We start from the raw sequence: 19,716 nt of genomic DNA on the forward strand, positions 1-19,716 counted from the left end.
TACTCTTTAGAAAGTTTTGTATTTAGTTACTAGGCCATATCAGATATATATCCTTCATCTCCCGCATCTCCTAAGATTTGAGTTTGATCATCATTAAGAGTATTATAATCAAGGCTATAAAACTGCTCTCCTTGTTCTTCACTAGTACTGGAAGTATGATAATTAAATAATTCTTCATAAGCTTCATTTATTGCAGCATATTTCTGTATTTCTTTTGAAAGTTCTACTACTTTATTTTGCATAGCTTTTTCTGTACCATACCATAACTTACTTGTCAAACCTGGCTTGTATTCTGCTAATTGCTCATTTTTGTAACTTTCTCTCTTTGCAACAGTTCCTAAACTTAAAGCTTTTTCAATATCTTCACTTGAATAGCCATTTTGTATTAGCTGCTGAATAATACAAGCATGTAAAGGCAAAATACTAGTATCTAGAACTAATTTATTTGTATATTGTCCTTGCACGCCAGGTATTGCCTGATATAACGCACGATCTGTTGATTCTACTATTTCATAGCCACCATTATGTTTGTAACCAACGCCGTCTCGCGTTAAACTTAAGGTTGGTACGCGAGTTATTGCATTAGATATTATCTTAGCGTTTGTTCCTTCAATATATCTACCGGTAAATTTATCTATACCGTTTTTATCTGTAGCAGTACCGTATACAAAACTTCCTAACACCGAAGTAGCCAAATACTCTTCCACTCTAGTTGCTTCATGAGCTTGAGTAAAAAGCTTTACTTGTTCATTACTCTCCATAATGCCTTTTGCCCCATAACTAGTACCAAAAACACCCCCTGTTATTAAAGGTATTTTGCTTAACCAACTACTAGATGAAAAAAAACTACTTACTCCTACAAAAAAGCTTCCTGATGCTAATTTTGCATAAAAACTATAATCTGCTTTTGCTTTTTCTATTAAAGATAAGTAAGTAATCGGTTTATTAGCTCTGAATAAGTTTTGTATTAATAATGTCAACATAGTTTATCTCCTAATTTAATTCACCATATTTCATGGTTGTAAATGCACTATATAACAAAAGTAATCAAATATCAAGCCTTTTTTAATAATAGATTAATATCTATAGATTAATATCTATAGATTAATATTTGACTTGACATTTTTTAGAAAAACCATATTTTATGATAATATTGATCAAAAAGAGGTAGATATGCATACGTACAAAAATTCTAAACATATTAGCACTAAAAAGCTTGCTTATATAGGTTTAGACCTCGCATATAAAACAGATGATTTAAATATTTATAAGCTAAAAGCATCAAAGGTCAATGAACAATTAACAGATAGCGGCTGGGAAATACTGACTGCTTCATGTGATAATATCAACACTGCTAAATATGCTTATAAAGCCGTCGCATTTATAAATAAAGACACTAAAGAAGTTCATATTGCTAGTGCCGGCACAAAATTCAATACATATGATTTATTAGACGACTTGCTTATCGCTCTGCACTATTTACCTACTAAACTAACTCCACTTCAGGATTTTGTTAATGAAATAATTAACAAATTAGGCGGCTTAAGTAAAGCCACAGAATATAGTTTTAATACTAGCGGTCATTCACTTGGAGCAATAATTGCAGATTTAACCTTAGTAGAAATACATTCTCGCAACCTACATTTTAATAAATCTACAACTTTTGACAGCCCTGGCTCAAAACCGATAATTGAAAGAGGCATAGAAAAAAATTTATTTACCGGACAAGTAACAACTCCAATAAAAGAGCTAGCTACCCATTCTAAGATATATAATGCAAAACATAATCTTATTAATATTACTAATAAGCATTTTGGACAAACAACAATGGTACTTCCTGGTAAAAAAACAACACTATCACCATCAGAAGAATGGGCATCATATTTATATCATTTTGCCAAACAAAAAGTTACAAAATATCTAGGAATTAATGGAATATTTGAAGGCTTTGAGGAAATCATAGCCGGAATTAGTAAACATGGACTTGTTAATTTTTCTGATTTGAAACAGAATATTACTTTAACCATAGATGATTGGGAAGCAGCAACACCAAAATATGCTACAAATACTCTAAATTTAAAAAATAATTTATATAATCAAATAGTTGAAACTGAAACCGGAGCTGATTTAGTGGGGATATATAATAATTTTCAAAGCTGCAGTCAAGAATATGCTCAGGAAGTCCAAACAACAGGAGATATAAGTAATTATCATCTATATCCTCTAATATGTTAAATAAAAAAATAAATTTATAGGCAGAAATCACCTTTCGCCTTTCATATTCATTATTTCTTATTTAGAGCAACTAAATAGATTTCCGTAGATTCACTGCGGCTGGATGAAGGTTTAAAATGTTTCACTGTTTTAAATTCACGCTTTACTTTATGTAATAATTCATTTTCTGCACCACCACGAAAAATTTTAGCAATAAAATGACCGGAGGGTTTTAGTACTTTTAAAGCAAATTCAAAAGCTTGCTCACATAAAAGTAAGGTTCTTATATGGTCTGTAGCTTTATGACCTATGGTATTTGATGCCATATCACTCATTACTATATCAGCTCTACCGTCTAAAGCCTGAATAATTAATTCTTCCGTATCTGCTTCAAAAAAGTCCTTTTGAAAAAATTCAACTCCAGCAACATGTTCAATTTCTAACATATCAATAGAGATTATTTTATTATTTAGGTTATTATCCGAAGCTTTAATAAGCTTGGAAGCTACTTGACTCCATCCCCCAGGAGCTGCTCCTAGATCAACAATTTTCATGTTAGGAGTAAAAAGTTTAAATTTTTCATGAATTTCAAGTAGTTTATATGCAGCTCTCGACCTAAAGCCGTCTATACGTGCTTTTGCAACATACGGATCATTTAATTGGCGTCTAAGCCAATTACTAGAAGAGACGGTGCGTTTTTTAGAAGTCTTAACTCTAACGAATTTATTTCTATAACCGCTTAAATTATTTGTCATAAAATCTTTTATACTTATAAATAAATGAAGAATAAGTAGACGAAGTTTAATCTGGAAAAGAGCAAGGAATCCACAAGACGAAGCACGAAAGCCGTTAATAATACTTGAGTACCACAGTACTTGTAGCCAATTTTTCAAATTAAACGAATATGCTCTTTTGCTATTTTATCTAATACAGAATTAACAAAACCAATTTCATGCTCATTTAACATATCATTTGCTATGTCCGTATATTCGTTGATTACTACTTTAGCAGGCGTAGTAGGGCAAAATAATAGCTCACATATACTAACACGCAATAAAGCTCGGAGTAAGATCGGCATATGTGCAGGATCTTTATCATTTGTTAAATGATTGTCGATAATTTCGTCTAGTTTACGAATATTTTCAAATACTGACTTTACCAGCATTTTAAAATGACTTATACTTAATGATATTTTTAAATTCTCAGGTAAATCTGTTATAGAATTATTATTTTGATAAAAAGAAAGTACATTTTGCATGATATCATCCATATCGTCGTTATTTTGCAATATGTTTTGATAAATAGCTTGCACTGCTGCAATACGTGCAATCGACTTTTTATTAATTTTATTTGAACTCATAGAGAAAAGAAATTTAAAATTTAATTTTCGTCATTGCGAGTGTGATATGGCGTGATGTCATTCCCGTGAAAACGGGAATCCAGTAAATTCAAAAACATAAGTACTATTAGTTTTTAAAACTAATACATTTGGATTACTTCATTTTTTTCTGTGGATTCCCGCTTTCGCGGGAATGACATCGGAAACCAAGGAGCAACGTCCACTCACAACGACGAAATGATATCTATCACCTTACAAGGTATACCTTAAAGTAATTTATTAGTAAACTTATAAAATTTTTATGCTCTCTATAATAGGATTTATTATAACAATTAGTATCTTGGTATTTATCCATGAATTTGGGCATTATTGTATTGCTAGATATTTTAATGTAAAAGTTGAGGAGTTCTCGATAGGTTTCGGTAAAGCACTAATAGGCATTACCGATAAAAAAGGAGTTAGGTGGAAGATTTGCCTTATACCGCTTGGCGGTTATGTCAAGATTTACGGCTATGATCGCAGCCTTATGGATAAGACTAAAGAAGTTAACGAAAAAGTAGCTTTTGATGCTAAATCTTGTTTAGAACGTTTTTTAATCGTTGCAGCAGGTCCGTTAATTAATTATTTACTTGCCATAATAATATTTGCAGGTTTTTATTGTTACTTTGGAAAAACAGAGATTCCTCCTATAATAGGTGATGTAGTAGCTTCATCACCGGCAGAGAGAGCAGACTTAAGAGCAGGAGATAAAATTGTTAAGGTTAACGATAAATCTGTTAAAGATTTCGGGGACGTGCAGAGAGAGATATTAATTAACGGTTTTAGCTCTTCTACTTTAACTATAGAAAGAAAAAGTGAGGAATTTATCGTTAATATAATGCCTCAAGAAATAATTATATCACCTCCCGAAGAAAAGCAAGTTAAGAAAACTCCTCGCATCGGTATTGGTATTATAGCTAAAAATGAACCTATTCATACTAAAATAGGAATTTTAGGAGGATTCTGGGAAGCTATTAATACTACTATAGATATGTCTGCTTTAACTCTAAACGCAATATCACAAATGATTGTAGGAAAACGTTCATTCAATGAGATAGGAGGGCCGATAGCTATTGCTAAAGAGTCAGGCAAATCTATAGCTGGTGGAACCCAAATGTATCTGTTATTTATAGCAATGCTTTCCGTTAATTTAGGGTTACTTAACTTACTACCTATACCGGTGCTTGACGGCGGACATTTAGTATTTATATTATATGAAGCAATTACAGGTAAATTACCAAATCCTAAGACTAAAAATATTTTGTTACAATTAGGAGCAATAATCATAATTTTTCTTATTATAATTGCTGTTTCCAACGATATACAAAATTTATTTTCCTAAATTATAGATTTGCTTGCTCTCGTTTATATTATCTACTATAGTGGAGTACATTAATTATGTTTGAATGCATTAGTTAGGAGAACTTTGTATTATTCTTAGCTAAAAGCGGAAATCCAGTTCTTTGTCATACCGCGACTTGAACGCGGTATCTAATTTGTTATTTTTACCGTGGTCAAGTCACGGGATGACATTGGGTTTAAACACAGAAATTTAAATTAAATCTTAAAGAAGGTTTTAGGTGACAATCAGATCAATTAGTAAGTTAACAATTTTATTATTAACGATTTTTTATTATCATATTTCATTAGCTGACTCTGTAATTCGTAAAATAACTATCGAAGGTAATCATAGGGTTGAGCGTTCTACTATTGAGAGCTATTTAAAGCTTAAGGTAGGAGAAACCTATAATAATTCTAAAGAAGATGAGGTAATAAAACGTTTATATGCCACCTCACTTTTTAGAAATATAAATATGCATATAACCAATGATGGTAATTTAATAGTTAACGTTACTGAAACGCCTTTTATAAGTAGTGTAGTATTTAGCGGTAATTCTAAAATCAAAACTAATATGCTCGCTAAAGAAATTTACACAATGTCGGGTGAATCTCTTAGCCAAGCTAAAATTGAATTAGATGTAAAGAAAATATTAGAAATTTATAAACGTAGCGGACGTTTTGCTACTACGGTAACACCTAAAATCGAAAATTTAGAAAACAACAGAGTTAAGGTTATTTTTGATATAGCAGAAGGACCAAAAACCGGTATTAAATATATTTATTTTAGCGGTAATGAAAATTATAGTGATTCAGAACTTAAATCTATTGTTTTAACTAAAGAATCTCGTTGGTTTCGTTTTTTAGAAAGTAACGATACTTACGATCCTGATAGAATGGAGTATGATAAAGAATTACTGAGAGAGTTTTATCAATCTGTAGGTTTTGCAGATTTTAGAGTAATTTCGGCATCGGCAGAACTCAATAATACTAAAGAATATTTCACCCTTACCTATTCCATTGAAGAGGGAGAAAAATATAGCTTCGGTAATATTACAATAGACAATAAATTAACTAATATAGATATAACACCGCTTAATAAAATTGTTAATATTAAACAAGGCAAGGTTTTCAATATGAAAAAGGTTGATGATATAGCTGAAAAAATCGGAGAATATTTTACAGCGAACGGTTACCCTGCGGTAAATGTTTATCCGGATATAATGAAAAATGCTAATCATACTGCAGATATTAAATTTATTATTGAAAAAGCCGATAAGGTTTATATTAATAAAATTAATATTATTAATAACCTTAAAACCGAAGACCCTGTTATAAGAAGAGAATTTAAAATAGAAGAAGGTGATATAATTAATCGTTCATATATTGAAAAAGGTGAGCGTAATCTTAGAAATTTAGATTATTTTGAGAAAGTAGCAATTAGCTTAGCTTCGACTAAAGCTAAAGATAAATATGATGTTAACGTTGAAGTTGATGAAAAATCTACTTCCTCTATAGGTTTTGATTTAGGATATAATACTGCCGGCGGTTTATTCGGACGTTTCTCTTTCTTAGAGCGTAATTTAGTCGGTACCGGGAAACTGCTTAATGCCGGTGTGCAAGTAAGTAAAAACACTACAAGCTATTACGGTGGTATTACCGCACCGCACTTTTTAGATCGTGATTTATCACTTGGCATAAACGCATTTAGAAACTATACCGGACGCGGTGCTAGTGTATTAAATACAACTGATCAAAGCTATAAGTTACACTCTATAGGAGTCAAAACTTCTCTTGGTTATGAAATTAAAGAGGATTTAGGTCACGAAATAGATTATTTAATCAAACGTGATATTTTAAGTGCTCCAACTCCATCAAGCTCAATATTCTTAAAGGAGCAAATGGGAAGATTCATTACTTCTGCTATAGGACATACTATTACTTATGATCACACCGATAATAAAATTGTTCCAAAGAACGGTTATTTAGTAAGCGGCACACAAGAATTTGCCGGCGTTGGAGGTGATAACAAATATATAAAGCATGAAGTTGACGGTAAATATTATAAATCTTTCATACATAACAAGCTTACTTTAAAATTATCTGCTTCCGGAGGCGATATTGCAGGACTTGGAGGAAAAATTATTAGAATTTCCGATCGCTTTAATTTAGGTGATTATAGTTTAAGAGGCTTTGCAAGCGGTGGTGTAGGACCTCGTGAAAAGGTCACTAACGAAGGACTTGGTGGTGAGCGATATTACACATTCTCAACAGAGCTTAATTTCCCAACACCTATACCTGAGGAATTTAATTTAACCGGTACAGTCTTTATGGATTTAGGAAGCGTTTGGGGAGTAGGCCTAAATAAGAAACAATATCAAACTCCAAACGGTTTTTATAACGATAAATCTCTTAGAGCTTCCATTGGTTTCGGTTTTATTTGGGTAACACGTTTTGCACCAATCAGAATGGATTGGGGTTTCCCGGTTAAGAAAAAGAAATATGACGATACGCAGCATTTCCATTTAAGATTTTCGACGCATTTATAAAGATGTTTCATTGTCACCCCGTGGCTTGACCACGGGGTCCAATTAAGGATGCTAGTCTTTTAGCATTTTAAAAATTTTTATTGGATTGCCACGCTCCTTGTCAGTCGTCGCTCGCAATGACGAAACATGTCTCGTAGGAATCCATATATCTCAGCATAATATAATCATATTTCAGCCGATGTAGCTCAGCTGGTAGAGCGGCGCATTCGTAATGCGTAGGTCTGGGGTTCAAATCCCCACATTGGCACCATCTTCTAAATAAAACTATAGCCCTATTTGTGATAGGCGTAGTAGAACCTGATATACTAAATGTATAGAAAAACGCATTCGTGTCATACCGTGGCTTGACCACGATATCCAACAAAATAACTTAAAATACTAATCATTTATTATCACCCTCAATTCAAGTGGTCAAAAAGTCCAGCATCTAAAGAACCTAAAGCGGTTTTAAAACATGCTTATAAAATAAGTAATGATACTGAAAAACTTATTGCTATTGATATAAAAAATGACCAGTTTGTAATATTTGATAATACAAGTGGTAATGTAGCTCATGTAAGGACATATCAAAATAGAGAGAGATGCTGTTTTAAAAAATAACCTAATCACAACAAAAATATGCAAATAAAGTAATAAAAACTTTAATGAAACCTTGAAGCGGTATAAATTATTAGAATAACAAAATAAAATAAACAATGACAGATAAATTATGGTATACAAAAATAAATGAAGAAGATGCATATATCAGCAAAACACTTCAAGAATATATAGATGTATATTTCTTTGATTCTGCAGAATTTAAAGCAGTAGAAGATATAACCTTAGAAAATTTAGGTGAATTTTTAGAAGTAATGTTAAAACATTATCAACAATATCATTTTCATTTAGGCGCATTATATGATACTGGAGAAATATTAGAGAATATTTCGATTATGTTTTTATGGATGATGAAAAATATATACATTATCCTAAATATTCTAAAGAGGGTATAATTTAGGTTGGTTATTGATAGTAACTTATATACAAATGTGTAATCAGACTATTGCCAGAAGATGTCCCGCATTTAATAGAATTTTTACACGCTAAAGATGGAGAAGTGACAAAGGCTCAAGAAAAGCTAAATACCTACCTTGCCCAATTTGATTTAATGAAAAGACAAGATGAAGATTACAGATGCTGGGAAGCAATGAACATCAGCAAGCTATAGCAGAAAATAAACCTTTACCAATAAGACCTATGAGTATTGAACTATCAAAATGCTTGAAAGATTGAAGTGGGAAACTTTTTTAAGACCATCATAGAGCTAGCGAAAGCATCGGGAGTACAGCTGGCGCAGATGATAGCGATAGAGAAAGTAACGGAACTTGCAGTAAATGCTGTAAATAACAACGCACTATCTGGTTTAGGGCAGAAGATAGAAAATAAAATAGCCGGGGAGCGTTACTCCAACTTTAAATTCTAATAACGGGATATTGCTAAGTGCTTACAGTCGTTTAGAGCAGGACGGTAACAAGAGAATATGACGCCATTCGTGATTCCCTGAGCCAATAAATATAGGCCAGGTTGCAGCAACTGCGGTAATGCACTTTATTAACCGCAAGGTCACCTGAGTATTTTAAACTGGATCTCGCTACAAATGAGCTAGGATGACAGGGTGAAATTAATCCATGCAACAACACCAATGCTACACGGAAATGACAATAAGGTCTTTTTAAGCATGGGGTAAAACAAAATTACCTTTTTTAGGTAATTCCATTATATTTTGTAAATAATTATAAGTTGTTGTTAAAAAATAATATATACACTTAGCTTTATATAAAAAGTGAAAGCCAATTGTCACCTTTTATATTCAACTTCTCTTAAGCTGAATAGCAGATTATGTAATAATTCGCTATTTGTGTTAATTAACTATTATCTTTTTTCTTGGAGGAATATAGATTGTTCCATCTTCAGCATGCGAAATCTTTTCTAAAAGTCCGATAAAACGGTCGTTATTAGGTACTAGCTTTACTATCGCCCACCCCTCTTCTATTGATTTCTTTATGCGTTCTATATCAGATTTATGCTCTGAAAAAGATATAACTTTTTGTGCTGGGTTTTGCATATTGATAAATCAATTATAGTTAATTAATATTATAGTAAATATTTTTAATAAATCAATCACATATTTATTATTTGCTAAATATAAATAAAATGATTACCATATATATATTATGTCTTGTCTACTTATATCTTAATAAATAGTTTAATTAAAAATTAATAAGTTGTACGCTGATTTTTTATTTTAAACATATATGTCATTTATTAACTTTATTTAATTTAAACTGTATAATTTAATTATGTCAAATGATAATTTACAACCGCCTGCTCTTTCTAAAAAGCAATTATTTGCTTTTTTTGGTATGGTTGTCGGCATGTTTATGTCGGTACTTGATATTCAAATTGTCACTAGCTCATTATCCGTAATAGCTGCCGGTCTTGCCGCTTCAAGCGATGAACTTTCTTGGGTTCAAACATCGTACTTAATAGCTGAAGTTATCATTATTCCTATTACCGGCTTTTTAGCAAGGTTACTTACTACTAGAATTTCTTATTTTATTGCAGCTTTAGGGTTTACGGTTATGAGCGTATTATGTTCGCTTGCAACTAATATTGAATCCATGATTATCTTTAGAGCATTACAAGGCTTTTTTGGCGGTGCTATGATACCGACGGTCTTTAGTACCGTTTTTATACTTTTTCCTGCATCGCAACGTCCTATCGTTACTATCTTAATTGGACTTGTCGTAACTGTTGCCCCTACTTTAGGACCTACACTCGGTGGATATATTACGGAGATTTTATCATGGCATTTTATGTTTTTATTAAACGTCATACCCGGTATTTTCGTATGCACGGTAGTTTTTTTATATGGGGATTTTGATAAACCAAATTATAAATTACTGAAAAATTTTGATTTTCTCGGTATATTATTAATGCCTTTAACGCTTGGCTTATTACAGTATGTGTTAGAAGAAGGAAGCAAAAAAGGTTGGCTTGAGGATAATTTAATATTATTCTTAAGTATTACAGTAGTTTTAGGTTTTATTTTATTAATCATTAGAGAACTAACCTTTATTAATCCAATTTTAGACTTAAAAACATTTCTTTATAAAGACTTTACTTTTGGTTGCCTTTATTCGTTCGTTATAGGTATCGGATTATACGGGACAGTATATATATTACCGCTATTTCTCTTTACTATTGCCGGATATGATACATTACAAATCGGGGCTACTATGATGGTGACGGGCGGAGCACAATTTTTATCTGCACCACTCGCCGGTAGAATGTTAGGGTTAGGGGTAGATTTACGCCTGATGCTTATTATAGGGCTTGGAGGGTTTGCTCTTGGATGTCATTTGAATAGTTTTCTAACGCCTGATTCTAAATTTGCTGCATTTGTGCTTCCTCAATTTGTTAGAGGGCTTTCATTAATGTTTTGTTTTATACCGACTAATAATATAGCTCTTGGCAATATGCCGAAAGAAAGAGTAGGTAACGCTAGCGGGCTTTATAATCTTACTCGTAATTTAGGAGGAGCGGTAGGGCTTGCAATAATCAGTACTATACTTACTAATGATACTAAAACCTTTATGCAATATTTATCGGAAAATATCTCGTCTACTTCTATAATGGCATTAGAACAACTAGATTCTTATACTGAATTATTAAGCGGAAAAGTTTTAAATCCCGAAAAAGCATCATATTTGTTATTAGCAAACAAATTAAATCATGATGCTTTTGTAATTGCAATAAATAATATATTTAATATGATAGGGCTGTTATTTGTATTTATAATGCTACTAATACCTTTTACTTCAAATATCAAATTAACCGAAAATGTTAATGCTCACTAAAATTAAATTTATATTATATTTTCCTTGGTTATTATTAGAAATATGGAAATCGGCTTTCGCGGTTATTAAAATAATTTGGCAAAGAAAGATAGGAATAGAGCCGATTTTTGAATGGGTTGACGCAGAAGGGCTAGAAGAAATAGGTGAAATAATTTATGGTAATTCGATTACTCTAACTCCAGGTACAGTAACACTTGATATAAATAATAATATGTTATTAGTGCATGTACTCAATAAATCATCGATTACCGACCTACAAAGAGGTATAATGATTAAAAAAATTAAGCAAATATTAAAAACAACTTGAAGCAGAAAATGATATCAGATATAAACGCTCTAAAGTATAAAAAAGTTTTACTTAAAGTGTCAGGGGAAGCTTTAATGGGAGATAAGCAATTTGGGCATGAATATGACGTAATAAAAAAGATTGCCATCGATATTAAAGAAGTTATCGATTTAGGAGTAGAAGTCGCTATTGTAGTCGGCGGTGGAAATATTTACCGCGGGATTAATGCAGCACTTGTCGGTATGGACCGAGCTTCAGCGGATTATATAGGTATGCTTGCAACGGTGATTAATGCTTTAACTTTACAAAACGTTATGGAAAGCCTCAATATCTATACAAGAGTTCTATCGGCTATTCCTATGATGAGCGTGTGCGAACCTTATATTCGCCGCAAAGCTAAAAGACATATGGAAAAAAAGCGTGTAGTAATTTTTGCCGGCGGTACGGGTAACCCGTTTTGTACAACCGATAGTGCCGCAGTACTTCGCGCAATCGAAATGAATTGCGATATTTTATTAAAAGCAACTCAGGTTGACGGTGTATATGATTTCGACCCTAAAAAAAATCCGGATGCTAAAAAATATTTCACTATTAGCTATAAAGATGTTATAACTAATAACCTGCAAGTCATGGATACGGCAGCTATTGCAGTTGCAAGAGAAAATAAATTACCTATAAGGGTATTTTCGATAAAAGAACAGGGAAATTTTGCTAGAGTAATACAAGATAAAGGGGAATATACGACAATTGAGGAATAATATATTGTAGTGTGAATTGTTGTATGATTTTTATGTCATGCCCGCATAGGTGTTGTTGCGTAGAGACTAAATCGTCATTGCAAGCAGCCGTAGGCTGCGTGGCAATCTAGAAAAAATAATAAAAAATTCTGTAGATCAGAATTTTTTACTAGATTGCTTCGTCAAAACTTATAGTTTTTCCTTGCAATGACGGAAAAACCAATCTACGCGGGAATTACATCTGGGGCATTTCCTAATACATATAACAATGTCTCAATTCGTGTACTAATAATATATGGATAAATAAAGATGGATAAAGATAATTTAAAGCAAAACTTACAAGAAAAGATGGAGAAAGCTCTAAAAGTTTTAGATCATGAGCTTAAAGGGCTACGTACCGGTAGAGCTTCAGTGAATTTACTTGATAGCGTAACTGTGGAAGCTTACGGGAGTAAAATGCCGCTTTCACAAGTTGCGTCTCTATCCACCCCTGATGCACGCACAATTAACGTGCAGGTTTGGGATAAAGCTATGGTATCATCGGTAGAGAAAGGAATTACGATAGCAAATCTTGGCTTAACTCCTGCAACGGACGGTCAATTAATCAGACTGCCGATACCGGCTTTAACTGAAGAAAGACGTAAAGAACTGGTAAAACTTGCTCATAAATACGGTGAAGATACTAAAATTTCATTACGTAATATTAGAAGAGATGGCAATGAAGCACTTAAAAAGCTAGAAAAGGATAACGTTATCGCAAAAGATGAGCATCATAGCTTATCTGAACAAGTACAAAAGCTAACCGATGATTATAGTAGTAAAGTTGACTCGGTAATAAAACAAAAAGAACAAGAAATAATGACTGTTTGATTTTCTATGTCATTCCTGCTTTAGATTTGTTGCGTGGATACTAAATCATCATTGCGAGGAGGCATTGTTGCGTGGACCGGTAAAATCCACTGTGTCACCCTGTGGCTTGATCACAGGGTCTATAAAAACAATAAAAAATACTAATAATTTTATTTTTAACTAGATCCCGCAATCAAGTCGCGGGATGACAGCAGTGGAATTGATCCACGCAACACTTACGAGGAGAAAAGCGACGTGGCAATCCAGAAAAATCGATCCATGCAACAATGCTAAGCGAGAATGACATAAATTGAATCTATACTGACAAAATAAAATGACAAAATTAGTTAGAGATTTAATTCCAGAAATTATCTTAAAATCAGACAGGATACCAGTTACTCATATTACTGAGTCATATGAGTATAAAGAATTATTAAAAAATAAACTACTAGAAGAAGTAGAGGAAATTTTACAAGATGAGTATATGGGGAAGTTGCCGATATATTAGAAATACTTGAAACAATCTGTAATATTAATGGCTATAAACTAAAAGATATATTAAAAATTAAAAAACAAAAAAAGAAAGTTAATGGTGGTTTTGATAATAAGATAATTTTAGAAAAAATAACTAATTAGCTTTGTTGCCTTAATAAAATAAAGGAGTCATGCAATAAAATCGGCTATAGAACCTTGTATCACAGGCTGTATCCAGGATCTAGCTCACAAGTCGCAGGATGACAGAAATACCGTTACACACAGGCAAGCATTCACAGGAATAACATCAGACTATACCACTCAAAATAATAAAACTATGATAACAAAAGAAGAAGCACAGAAAATAGCAAAATTAGCTAGATTAAAATTTGAAGAAGATACTGTAGAAAAATTTTTTACTCAGCTTAGTACTATTATGGATATGATCGATATTTTAAATGAAATAGATTGCAAAGATATAGAGCCTTTAACTTCGGTTTGTAATATGAATGCTAGAATGCGAGAGGACGCTGTTACAAGTTCTGATTTATCAATTGAGTTATTTGATAATGTAAGTGGAAATAGTGCTCAGCTGGCTAAAGAAGTAAAATATTTTATCACTCCAAAGGTTGTTGAATAATTATGACGGAACTAAACAAACTAACAGTAGCAGACAGTATAAAAGGTCTAAAAAATAAAGATTTTACAAGTACGGAATTAATAGGTGCACATATTAAACAAATAGAGAAGCATAGAAACCTAAATGCTTATGTTACCGAAACTTTTGACTTAGCTTTAAAACAGGCTGAAGCAGCCGATCAAAATTATGCTCAAAATAACGCAAGAACCCTTGAGGGTATCCCGTTTGCCGCTAAAGATCTTTTCTGCACAAAAGGAATTAGAACTACGGCATGTTCTAATATACTGAAAAATTTTATACCTAATTATGAATCAAGTGTTACACAAAATATTTTTGATAAGGGCGGTGTGATGCTCGGCAAAACCAACATGGATGAGTTTGCTATGGGTTCAGCAAATATCACTAGTTGTTTTGGAAATGTAATTAGCCCTTGGAAAGCAAATGATGATAATGCTGATTTAGTTCCAGGCGGTTCTTCAGGCGGTTCAGCTGCGGCAGTTAGCGGATTTATGGCATCTGCTGCTCTTGGTAGCGATACGGGCGGCTCGGTACGTCAACCTGCAAGCTTTACGGGTTTAGTCGGTTTTAAACCGACATATGGTCGTTGCTCAAGATACGGAATGATATCGTTTGCTAGCTCCCTTGATCAAGCAGGAATATTTACTAGAAGCGTTTTAGACAGTAGCATTATGCTTGAAGCGATGATGGGGTTTGACGAAAAAGATTCTACTTCGATTAAAGCAGAAGTTCCAGAGCTACAATCCGCTATCGGAAGTTCTATGAAAAATATGAAGATAGGCGTACCTCTTAGCCTTGGTGAGGGCAGTATTATTGAACCTGATATTATGAAAATGTGGCAGGATACCATAGAACTACTTAAAAATGCCGGTGCTGAAATAGTTGATATTACTTTGCCGCATGCTAAATACGGTGTTGCTGTTTATTACGTAATAGCACCGGCTGAAGCTTCTTCAAATTTATCTAGATATGACGGCGTTAGATACGGTCTTCGAGTAGAACGTGAAAATATGACGCTTGACGAAATGTATGCAATGACTAGATCAACCGGATTTGGGGAGGAAGTAAAACGTCGTATTATGATTGGAACATATGTGCTATCATCTAGTGGTATGGATGCATATTATCTAAAAGCTCAAAAAGTACGTCGTTTAGTTGCAAACGATTTTAATAATGCTTTTGCAAAAGTTGATGCCATTTTATTACCGGCTGCCCCGACTGCAGCTTTTAAGATTGGTGAAAAACAAAATGATCCGACTATTATGTATTTAAACGATTTATTTACTATTCCTGCAAGTTTAGCCGGTTTACCTTGTGCATCGGTTCCTGCTGGATTATCGGCACGCGGTTTACCTCTTGGGATACAGATTATAGGTAAACAATTAGACGAATATAATGTTTTGAAAGTAGCATCGACAATTGAGTCAGGTGTAAAACATATTAAATTTGAACCAAAGGGTTTTTAATTATGGCATATATTGAAGGTAATACGGGGAAATGGGAATATGTAATAGGGCTTGAAATCCATGCTCAAATTTCCTCAAAATCTAAGCTTTTTTCAGGAAGTAGTACTATTTTTGCAGCAAATCCAAATTCGCAGGTTTCCTATGTTGATGCAGCAATGCCCGGGATGTTACCGGTATTAAATAAGCATTGTGTACACCAAGCAATTAAAACAGGGCTTGGGCTTAAAGCTAAAATAAATAAATATTCGGTATTTGACCGTAAAAATTATTTTTATGCCGATCTGCCGCAAGGTTACCAAATTTCGCAATTTTACTATCCTATAGTACAAAACGGCACTATGGAAATACCGACTAGTACCGGCGATCTTAAAACTATTCGTATTAACCGTTTGCATTTAGAACAAGATGCGGGTAAATCTATGCATGATCAATCACCACATTACAGCTTTATCGATTTGAATCGTGCCGGTATTGGACTTATGGAAATTGTGACCGAACCTGATATATCATCACCGGAAGAAGCAGCTGAATTTGTAAAAAAGCTAAGAAATTTGTTACGTTATATTGGCAGCTGTGACGGTGATATGGAAAAAGGCTCGATGCGTTGCGATGCTAATATTTCAGTAAGACGTAGCGGTGAACCACTCGGCACAAGATGCGAAATTAAAAATATTAATTCAATTCGTAACATCATTAAAGCAATAGAATTTGAAGCTAAAAGACAAGTTGACTTGCTTGAAAGCGGTGAAGAAATAATTCAAGAAACACGCCTATTTAATGCCGATAGCGGCGAAACAAGAACTATGCGTTTAAAAGAAGAAGCACTTGATTATAGATATTTTCCTGATCCCGATTTATTACCGCTTGTTATTTCTGATGAGTTAATAAATGAGCTAAAAGCAAATTTACCTGAGCTACCTGATCAAAAGATTGAAAAATATACGAAGGAATTTAGCTTAAGTAAATATGATGCCGAAGTAATAGTAGCCGATGAATCGGTTGCTGAGTATTTTGAGAAAGCAGCAAATGAATGTAACCCTAAAATGCTTACTAATTGGCTAACTAGTGAATTATTTGGCCAATTAAATAAAGCATCGATAGGAATAAATGAATGCAAAATTACCCCTAGTAACTTTGCAAAACTGGTAAAATTAATAGAAAATGATACTATTTCCGGTAAAATTGCAAAAACCGTTTTTGAAATTATGTTTGAAACCGGTAAAGCACCTGATAAAATAGTAGAAGAAAAAGGACTTGTACAAGTTTCGGATAATAACGTGCTAAACACGGTAATTGACGAGGTAATAGCTGAACATCCTGAATCAGTAGAGGATTATAGAAGTGGTAAGGATAAATTATTCGGTTTCTTTGTAGGGCAGGTAATGAAAAAAACCGGCGGTAAGGCTAATCCGACGCTTGTGAATCAGCTTTTAAAGGAGAAATTGAGTTCTTGATGCTATTCCTTTGAAGATATTGCCCGCGTGGATAGATTTTCCTGTCATTGCGAGTAGCCGTAGGCTACATGGCAATCTCGCCAAATATCCTGAGATTGCTTCGTCAATTACTACGTAATTTTCCTCGCAATGACGATTTGATATCCGTACAACAAGGGCAATGCCTCGTAGGATGACACAGAACATACTCAAACTTAAAACATTATTTTTATGAAATTTCTGAAAATATTTTTACTATCTTGCTTACTAGTTTCTTGTGAAAAAAAAGAAACGGAAAAAACTTTAATAGTCGGTACTGCCGCAGATAATCCTCCTTATGAATTTATCCAAGACGGAGAGATTGTTGGGATTGATATTGATATTATCAAAGCAATAAGCGAACGTCTAAATAAAAAAGTTATCATAAAAAACTTCGACTTTAACGGTTTACTTGCAGCTTTGGTTAGTGAAAATATTGATGTTGCGGTGGCGGAGCTTTCCGTAACACCGGAGCGTGCTGAATATATCAGCTTTTCTGATAATTATGCTACCGCAAGATTTGCCATAATATATAGAACAGGTGATAATATACAAAATAGCAAAGATCTAGAAAATAAAATAGTAGGGGTACAGCTCGGTAGTGTTTTAGAAAAAAAAGCACACGATCTATCACAGACGATAAATATTAAAGTTCATTCTTTAGCAAATCATTTAATGTTGGTTGAAGAATTAAAAGCCAGAGTCATAGATGCTATTATTTCTGAGGAATTTCAAGGCAAAAAATTAAAAGAAAATAATTCAAATTTAGAAAGCAGTACTTTAGAAGAATTTTCATCCGATTTTGCTATAGGCATGTCTAAAAACTCAGGACTAATTAATGAAATTAATGAGGCAATCGATTCATTAAAAAAAGACGGAACCATTAACAAAATTATGAAAAAATGGCTGGGACAGTAACAGAAAGTCAATTTAAAGATGCTATGAGCCGATTCCCTCAGGGAGTGACTATTATAACAACAAATTGCAATAACGAACTTTTTGGCTTTACTGCTAGTTCTCTTACTTCCGTATCTTTAAAACCGCCGTTAATATTATTTTGCCTTAATAAAAACTCTTTTAGTATAAACAGTTTTCAAAAAAGTGATAAGTTTGCAATTAGTATTTTAGCAGAGAATCAAATTGATATCTCAAAACATTTTGCTAAATCACAATCTAATAAATTTACAAAAATTGATTATGAGCTTGGTAATAAAACTGATTGCCCTTTAATACACGGTGCAACTTATCATATAGAGTGTAATAAATATGCTTCTTACGATGCCGGTGATCATGTTATATTTATCGGTGAAGTAATAAATACCGCTATTAAAAATGATTTAAAGCCTCTATTATATTTTCATAAATCGTATACAAAGATTTAATTTTGGTTATTTTTTGCTGCAAATTATAAGATTTTTTGAAATATAAGTAACTATTCCAGCAAACATCTTATTAATTTTCGCTAAAAAATACCTCAAAATAGCCAATCAATTAGAAATATTCACAGAACCTAGTTTAATTTGAAAAATTGGCGTCGTCTAATAAGATCTGCGGTTCGAACTATATTAAGTATACACTACGATCCAAGGACTTTAGACGCCTTGCTCTTGTCCAAATTAAACTTCGTCTACTGACTGTTCATTTATTAGGAGTATACATTGCCAATATGTTAAATATCGGTCTTAGTGGTTCTACCGGTAAAATGGGAGAAACCATTCTAGAGAGAATAGATAAATTTAAAGATTGCAAAATTGCAGCAAAATTTAATAGTACTAATAATTTAGATGATTTAGATAATTTTTGTAAAAATTCTGATGTGATCATCGATTTTTCTACCCCTGAAATATTAGAAAAATTAATTAATTATGCATTAAAACATAATACAAAATTAGTAATCGGAACCACAGGTCTCCAACCTCAACATTTTAAGCTTTTAGAAAAAGCAGCTCAAACTTTACCTGTTTTATATTCTGCAAATATGAGTATAGGAGCTAATTTGCTTAGCTATCTAGCTAAAGAAGTAACAAAAATACTAGATGATTACGATGTTGAAATTCTAGAAACGCATCACCGTAATAAAAAAGATTCACCCTCAGGAACTGCTGTTATGCTTGCTGAAACAATTGCCAGCAAAAAAGGATTAAATATAACATTTAATCGTGGTAATAGACCAAGAAGCGAAAAAGAAATAGGTATTTCCTCACTTCGTGGTGGAAATGTTCACGGTATACATGAAATATCTTTCCTAGGTGACGATGAAATAATCACCTTAAAACACGAAGCTCTGAATAAAAATTCTTTTTCTATTGGTGCAATTAAAGCCGCTATTTGGCTACAAGATAAACCTTCTGCTTTATATTCAATGCAAGATATTTATAAAAAATAATTAATATAGC

General features: G+C 32.9%; 18 protein-coding genes, 1 tRNA gene and 2 pseudogenes. 17 read left to right on the forward strand and 4 right to left on the reverse strand.

Features of this window, described 5'->3' with window-relative positions:
- Positions 1-29: 29 nt before the first annotated feature.
- Positions 30-983, reverse strand: a complete 954-nt coding sequence (locus TENJIKU01_RS05020) for a hypothetical protein (RefSeq protein WP_064429429.1) — start codon at positions 981-983, stop codon at positions 30-32.
- 190 nt (positions 984-1,173) lie between these two features.
- Here TENJIKU01_RS05020 and TENJIKU01_RS05025 point away from each other — a divergent pair, with 190 nt between their 5' ends.
- Positions 1,174-2,235 (forward strand): hypothetical protein, encoded by a 1,062-nt coding sequence (locus TENJIKU01_RS05025; protein WP_064429454.1) that lies wholly within the window; start codon positions 1,174-1,176, stop codon positions 2,233-2,235.
- Between the two features lie 50 nt (positions 2,236-2,285).
- Here the strand turns inward: TENJIKU01_RS05025 and TENJIKU01_RS05030 are convergent, their stop codons facing one another.
- Both TENJIKU01_RS05030 and nusB read right to left on the reverse strand, forming a co-directional pair.
- Positions 2,286-2,969 carry an RlmE family RNA methyltransferase gene (locus TENJIKU01_RS05030; RefSeq protein WP_064429455.1) on the reverse strand — a complete coding sequence of 228 codons (684 nt, stop codon included), beginning with the start codon at positions 2,967-2,969 and terminating at the stop codon, positions 2,286-2,288.
- A 134-nt stretch (positions 2,970-3,103) separates the two neighbouring features.
- On the reverse strand, positions 3,104-3,574 hold the full coding sequence (gene nusB / locus TENJIKU01_RS05035) for a transcription antitermination factor NusB (RefSeq protein ID WP_064429430.1): 471 nt from the start codon (positions 3,572-3,574) through the stop codon (positions 3,104-3,106).
- Between the two features lie 280 nt (positions 3,575-3,854).
- On the opposite strand from nusB, the gene rseP reads away from it, so the two are divergent.
- The 5 genes and pseudogenes from rseP to TENJIKU01_RS05060 all read left to right on the forward strand — a co-directional run bounded on the left by rseP (position 3,855) and on the right by TENJIKU01_RS05060 (position 9,002).
- Positions 3,855-4,934 (forward strand): RIP metalloprotease RseP, encoded by a 1,080-nt coding sequence (rseP, locus tag TENJIKU01_RS05040; protein WP_064429431.1) that lies wholly within the window; start codon positions 3,855-3,857, stop codon positions 4,932-4,934.
- A 238-nt stretch (positions 4,935-5,172) separates the two neighbouring features.
- Positions 5,173-7,479 carry an outer membrane protein assembly factor BamA gene (bamA, locus tag TENJIKU01_RS05045; protein ID WP_064429432.1) on the forward strand — a complete coding sequence of 769 codons (2,307 nt, stop codon included), beginning with the start codon at positions 5,173-5,175 and terminating at the stop codon, positions 7,477-7,479.
- 174 nt (positions 7,480-7,653) lie between these two features.
- Positions 7,654-7,729, forward strand: a tRNA-Thr gene (locus TENJIKU01_RS05050).
- A gap of 445 nt (positions 7,730-8,174) precedes the next feature.
- A pseudogene (locus TENJIKU01_RS10730) lies at positions 8,175-8,751 on the forward strand (hypothetical protein).
- Between the two features lie 64 nt (positions 8,752-8,815).
- Positions 8,816-9,002 (forward strand): annotated as a pseudogene (locus TENJIKU01_RS05060) (hypothetical protein).
- A 377-nt stretch (positions 9,003-9,379) separates the two neighbouring features.
- On the opposite strand, the gene TENJIKU01_RS05065 reads toward TENJIKU01_RS05060, so the two are convergent.
- Positions 9,380-9,583 (reverse strand): DUF2674 domain-containing protein, encoded by a 204-nt coding sequence (locus tag TENJIKU01_RS05065; protein WP_064429433.1) that lies wholly within the window; start codon positions 9,581-9,583, stop codon positions 9,380-9,382.
- 235 nt (positions 9,584-9,818) lie between these two features.
- Here TENJIKU01_RS05065 and TENJIKU01_RS05070 point away from each other — a divergent pair, with 235 nt between their 5' ends.
- From TENJIKU01_RS05070 to dapB, 11 genes are all read left to right on the forward strand, one after another.
- On the forward strand, positions 9,819-11,378 hold the full coding sequence (locus tag TENJIKU01_RS05070) for a DHA2 family efflux MFS transporter permease subunit (RefSeq protein ID WP_064429434.1): 1,560 nt from the start codon (positions 9,819-9,821) through the stop codon (positions 11,376-11,378).
- Positions 11,362-11,685, forward strand: coding sequence for a monovalent cation/H+ antiporter subunit E (locus TENJIKU01_RS05075; protein WP_064429435.1), 324 nt, complete (start codon positions 11,362-11,364; stop codon positions 11,683-11,685). Before TENJIKU01_RS05070 ends, TENJIKU01_RS05075 begins: the two co-directional genes overlap by 17 nt.
- Before the next feature lie 8 nt (positions 11,686-11,693).
- Positions 11,694-12,422 (forward strand): UMP kinase, encoded by a 729-nt coding sequence (pyrH, locus tag TENJIKU01_RS05080; RefSeq protein WP_064429436.1) that lies wholly within the window; start codon positions 11,694-11,696, stop codon positions 12,420-12,422.
- Positions 12,423-12,710: 288 nt separating this feature from the next.
- Complete coding sequence (frr, locus tag TENJIKU01_RS05085; protein WP_064429437.1) at positions 12,711-13,271, forward strand: ribosome recycling factor; 561 nt, start codon at positions 12,711-12,713, stop codon at positions 13,269-13,271.
- Between the two features lie 313 nt (positions 13,272-13,584).
- A complete protein-coding gene (locus TENJIKU01_RS08960; protein WP_172795048.1) occupies positions 13,585-13,758 on the forward strand; it encodes a hypothetical protein in 174 nt (57 codons plus the stop codon).
- A gap of 303 nt (positions 13,759-14,061) precedes the next feature.
- Positions 14,062-14,364 carry an Asp-tRNA(Asn)/Glu-tRNA(Gln) amidotransferase subunit GatC gene (gene gatC / locus TENJIKU01_RS05090; RefSeq protein ID WP_064429438.1) on the forward strand — a complete coding sequence of 101 codons (303 nt, stop codon included), beginning with the start codon at positions 14,062-14,064 and terminating at the stop codon, positions 14,362-14,364.
- A 2-nt stretch (positions 14,365-14,366) separates the two neighbouring features.
- Positions 14,367-15,848, forward strand: coding sequence for an Asp-tRNA(Asn)/Glu-tRNA(Gln) amidotransferase subunit GatA (gene gatA / locus TENJIKU01_RS05095; RefSeq protein ID WP_064429439.1), 1,482 nt, complete (start codon positions 14,367-14,369; stop codon positions 15,846-15,848).
- Between the two features lie 2 nt (positions 15,849-15,850).
- Complete coding sequence (gene gatB, locus TENJIKU01_RS05100) at positions 15,851-17,302, forward strand: Asp-tRNA(Asn)/Glu-tRNA(Gln) amidotransferase subunit GatB (protein ID WP_064429440.1); 1,452 nt, start codon at positions 15,851-15,853, stop codon at positions 17,300-17,302.
- A gap of 210 nt (positions 17,303-17,512) precedes the next feature.
- Entirely contained in the window at positions 17,513-18,238 is a 726-nt protein-coding gene (locus TENJIKU01_RS05105) for an ABC transporter substrate-binding protein (RefSeq protein WP_010976861.1), read from the forward strand.
- Positions 18,223-18,702, forward strand: a complete 480-nt coding sequence (locus tag TENJIKU01_RS05110) for a flavin reductase family protein (protein WP_064429441.1) — start codon at positions 18,223-18,225, stop codon at positions 18,700-18,702. Before TENJIKU01_RS05105 ends, TENJIKU01_RS05110 begins: the two co-directional genes overlap by 16 nt.
- 284 nt (positions 18,703-18,986) lie before the next feature.
- Positions 18,987-19,706: a 4-hydroxy-tetrahydrodipicolinate reductase gene (dapB, locus tag TENJIKU01_RS05115; RefSeq protein WP_064429442.1), complete on the forward strand. Its 720-nt coding sequence runs from the start codon at positions 18,987-18,989 to the stop codon at positions 19,704-19,706.
- Positions 19,707-19,716: the final 10 nt, after the last annotated feature.

This window comes from Rickettsia sp. Tenjiku01 (assembly GCF_001653015.1).
Lineage (GTDB): Bacteria > Pseudomonadota > Alphaproteobacteria > Rickettsiales > Rickettsiaceae > Rickettsia > Rickettsia rickettsii.